The organism is Burkholderia sp. LMG 13014, assembly GCF_905232215.1.
Classification (GTDB): domain Bacteria; phylum Pseudomonadota; class Gammaproteobacteria; order Burkholderiales; family Burkholderiaceae; genus Burkholderia.
Genome location: NZ_CAJNKE010000712.1, coordinates 1 through 2,721 on the forward strand (window position 1 = coordinate 1; position 2,721 = coordinate 2,721).

Consider the following 2,721-nt stretch of genomic DNA (forward strand, 5'->3'; position numbering starts at 1 on the left):
TCCGTCGCCTGCGTGTCGTCCGCCTGCTGCGGCTGCTCTTCCTTCTTCTCGAGCATGCCTTCGATCGCTTCCGCACCCTTGAAGCCGGCGACGGCTGCCGCCGCCTTGGTCAGCAGGCCCGCATCCGGATCCAGCTTTTCCGCACCTTCGACAGCTGCGACTGCGCCAGCGATTTCACCCACGGTGTTCAGGATACCCATCGTCATCCCCTTTCAAGAAAATCGTGAGCGCATCGTCCCACGAAAAAAACCGGCGGACCGCGATTGTCATCACCGGATACACAAGTTACGCACCTGGCCGGCCGCACTCGCCGAGCGCGACCGGAACGACGCACGCGCGCGCCTCACGGCACGCAACGGGCGATGCACGCAGCGTAGCGGAAAGCCTGCGCGCGTACTGTAAAAGTATGTTCTGGATTGCCGACGGAACCCTTACGGCGCGGGGGTCTCGTGATGAAGCATTCGCCGAATAGTCGTGCGCGCGTATGAAGGTCGCGTGACGAAAAAAAAGAGGCGCCTGGCGGCGCCCCTTCGATGCGTGCCGGACGAGTGCCGGCGCGTGCGTTCCGACGTTCGTCAGAAGATATTGCGCAGGCCGATCGCGATGCCGGTCTGGTTGCTGCGACCCGGCAGCTCGACGTTCGCCGCGCCGGTCGTCTTGTTGAAGTCGACGGTGCCGTAGACTTCTGTGCGCTTGCTGAGCGCGTACTCGGCGATGCCTACGACCGCGTAACGGTTGCCGCTCGCGAGCGTGCCGTTGGTGGTCATCGCGTTACGCATATGGTCGTAGTAGAACGCGCCCGTCAGCGTCAGCGGCGCGCTGACCTGCCAGCTCACGCCGGCGAACGGACCGTCGTCGATCCGGCCGGTGCCCTTCGCGACCGGAATCGACTGCTGCGCGAGCAGGCTGTCGACGAAGCCCGTGTCGTCCTTCGAGCGCAGGTAGCCCGCGTAGATCTTCGCCTTGCTGAACGCATACACGACGTTCGCGTGGTAGATCGTCTGCTTGCGCGCCGAGTTGTCGCTGTTCTGCTGCGCGCCGGCCGCGATGCTGAGCGGGCCCATCACGTACGACAGCGACACGCCCCACGCATTGCCCTTGCCGAGCGAACCCGGGATCTGGCCCGAGAAGCCGCCGGCGCCGGTCGATTCGTAGTTGGTGCCGGTCGAGTACATCGCCTTCGCGGTCAGACCTTCGAACTTGCCCGTGTACTTGATCTGGTTGTCCGCATACAGGCCGCCGCCGAGTGCGACCGGCAGCCACGCGTTTTCGAGGTAGTTACCGACCGTCAGCGGATCGTAGGTGTCCGACAGCAGGTCGAACAGCGGCGTCTTCTGGCGGCCGAGGGTCACCGTGCCGTACGGGCTCTGCAGGCCGACGTACGCAGCGCGGTTGAACAGGCGGCCGCTGTCGGCGAATCCGCCGTTCTGCAGGTTCACGCCGCTCTCGAGGTTGAACACGGCCTTCAGGCCGCCGCCGAGGTCTTCCGTGCCGTAGATGCCGAAGCGGCTGTTCGTGATCGCGCCGTTGGCCATCGACAGCAGGCCGTCGTTCTTGGCGTTGGCGTTGGTCAGGTAGCGGATGCTGGCGTCGGCGACGCCCCAGAGCGTGACCGAGCTTTGTGCGGCCGCGTACTGGCTGGCAAATGCGAGCGCGGCGCCCCCTGCGATGGCTGCGAGTCGGGTGGTCTGCTTCATGAGCTTTCCTGTTTGTAGGTGTCTCCATTCATGGCCGGCCGCGTGCGCAGCCGGGTGGCGATCGCTCACGTTCTTGGCGCGCGCGATGTGGGCTGAATCATATGACGAGTGCCATCGCTGAAAGAAATTGAAATGCGCGGTAACGGCGGAACTGTCGCCCGCGCACAACGCCGCGCGTGCGAGGCTTGCCCGGCGGGCGTCAGGTGCCGCGCAGCAGCGTTCGGCCACGCGGCTTACGGTACGTCGGGTCTGTAAGACTCACCCGGCGGCGGGCGCAGGGGAACACGCAGCCGCCGGGCGCACCGGCGGGATGCCCCGTTACGCCGCGACCGGCGGCTCGCCGGGCGTCGCGCGGCGACGCCACGCACGCCGCACGATTTCAGCGAACGCGCCGACGAGCAGCAGCACGGCGCCCCACAACGCGACGTCCGGCACGAGCCGCGTGACGAGGCCGCCGACCACCGCGCCGGCCAGGAAGCAGAAGCTGATCGTCGCGAGCAGCGCCGAGTCGTGCAGCGCGCCCGCGTCGTAGCGCGGGATCAGCCCGACGAACAGCTTCTGCGCGGCGCGCCGCAGGTTGCCGGTCGTCATCACCGACGTGTACGACAGTTCCTCGAGATGGGTGAACGACAGCGTCTGCAGTGTCGCGACGAACGAAATCCCCGGAATCAGCCAGGCACTCGACGCGCCGACGAGGCCGCTCGCGGCGACGCCGAGAAAGGCGATCTCGACAAGCAGGCTCGTGAACGCCGTGTGCCGCATCCAGCCGCGCTGCGCGGCGAGGCCGAGCAGGTGCGCGACGAACACCGCGACCACGAAGCCGCCGAGCGGCGGCACGTGATGCAGCGCGGCGGCCCATTCGCCGGCCGACAGGTTGATGCCGAGCAGCGCGACGTTGCCGGTCATCGTGTTCGCGAACACGTGGCCGTGGCCGACATACGTGTACGCGTCGAGGTAGCCGCCGGACAGCGTCAGCAACGCGGCGACAGTGAGATTGCGGCTGGCGCCGTCGAGATCCATCGAG

General features: G+C 66.9%; 3 protein-coding genes. All 3 read right to left on the bottom strand.

What is annotated here, in order from left to right; translation table 11 throughout:
- Window positions 1–200, bottom strand: a 200-nt coding sequence (locus tag JYJ84_RS33465; protein WP_205190043.1) for a hypothetical protein, incomplete at its 3' end; no start/stop codon positions are given.
- A gap of 375 nt (window positions 201–575) precedes the next feature.
- Entirely contained in the window at window positions 576–1,697 is a 1,122-nt protein-coding gene (locus JYJ84_RS33470; RefSeq protein WP_122946445.1) for a porin, read from the bottom strand.
- Window positions 1,698–2,015: 318 nt separating this feature from the next.
- Window positions 2,016–2,717 carry a YoaK family protein gene (locus JYJ84_RS33475; protein WP_175222441.1) on the bottom strand — a complete coding sequence of 234 codons (702 nt, stop codon included), beginning with the start codon at window positions 2,715–2,717 and terminating at the stop codon, window positions 2,016–2,018.
- Window positions 2,718–2,721: the final 4 nt, after the last annotated feature.

Coding starts and splice junctions, on each gene's coding strand:
- JYJ84_RS33470 (WP_122946445.1), bottom strand. CDS start 1,697: ATGAAGCAGACCACCCGACTCGCAGCCATCGCAGGGGGCGCCGCGCTC.
- JYJ84_RS33475 (WP_175222441.1), bottom strand. CDS start 2,717: ATGGATCTCGACGGCGCCAGCCGCAATCTCACTGTCGCCGCGTTGCTG.